General features: G+C 49.3%; 2 tRNA genes. Both read left to right on the top strand.

The window, feature by feature from the left end:
- The first annotated feature begins 71 nt into the window (after positions 1-71).
- A tRNA-Ile gene (locus CXF87_RS12395) sits at positions 72-148 on the top strand.
- A gap of 106 nt (positions 149-254) precedes the next feature.
- Positions 255-330: transfer RNA gene (locus CXF87_RS12390), tRNA-Ala, on the top strand.
- The last annotated feature ends 126 nt before the right edge of the window (positions 331-456 follow it).

The raw sequence follows: 456 nt of genomic DNA, 5'->3' as shown, positions 1-456 counted from the left end.
GCGTCGGTAAGCGTCCACAATGAATTACCTGATCAGATATAGAGCAAACGGTTTAAGCACGATCCCCTCTTGGGTCTGTAGCTCAGTTGGTTAGAGCGCACCCCTGATAAGGGTGAGGTCGGCAGTTCAAGTCTGCCCAGACCCACCAAATTTTATCTATCGCTGCGTTATTTTATGACTCGCATAGCAGGCTATGCTTCGCCATAAAATGCCTTGCGTTAAATAAAATTGGCCAGAGGTGAGTGTGACTAAATGGGGCCATAGCTCAGCTGGGAGAGCGCCTGCCTTGCACGCAGGAGGTCAGCGGTTCGATCCCGCTTGGCTCCACCATTACGTTGCTACGCTGTTTTACCTTAAGTACCGTTTGTGAATGTTTCGTGACCACTGATAAGTCGCTGTGCTGTAACGGTTGTTTTAGTTATCGCCCGCCGCTTTATCACTGTTCATTGAACAGCT

The organism is Halomonas sp. MES3-P3E (assembly GCF_002836035.1).
GTDB lineage: Bacteria > Pseudomonadota > Gammaproteobacteria > Pseudomonadales > Halomonadaceae > Vreelandella > Vreelandella arctica.
The sequence above is the reverse complement of the archived record's forward strand: the minus strand, read 5'-3'. Positions and strand labels throughout refer to the sequence as shown.